Here is a 294-nt window from a genome sequence, read left to right as displayed (position 1 = left end):
CGATGGCCTTGATGAGCCCGATGCACCCCACCTGAAACAGTTCGTCCAGATTCTCCCCCCGCTGCGCGAACCGCTGCACCACGCTCAGGACAAGCCGCAGGTTGCCCTCGTTCATGGCTTGCCGGGCGGCGGCATCGCCTGCCCGCGCCCGGGTGAGCAGCTGCCGCTTTTCCGCTTCGGAAAGCACCGGCAGCTGGGCCGTGTCCACCCCGCATAATTCCACATTGTTGTACATCCCCCGAACCTCCGGTTACGTTGATACCGGAAGTATGGGGTAAGAGGGCGGGGAAGATA

General features: G+C 63.3%; 1 protein-coding gene. It reads right to left on the bottom strand.

The features are described 5' to 3' along the window. A partial coding sequence (locus P0G09_RS19545) for a sigma factor (protein WP_275253509.1) occupies nt 1-235 on the bottom strand: 235 nt, incomplete at its 3' end. Between the last annotated feature and the right edge of the window lie 59 nt (nt 236-294).

Origin of the sequence: Faecalibacterium sp. DFI.5.82 (assembly GCF_029076575.1) — a bacterium.
Taxonomy (GTDB): Bacteria; Bacillota; Clostridia; order Oscillospirales; family Ruminococcaceae; genus Faecalibacterium; species Faecalibacterium duncaniae.
This window is presented reverse-complemented; position numbering and strand designations above follow the sequence as displayed.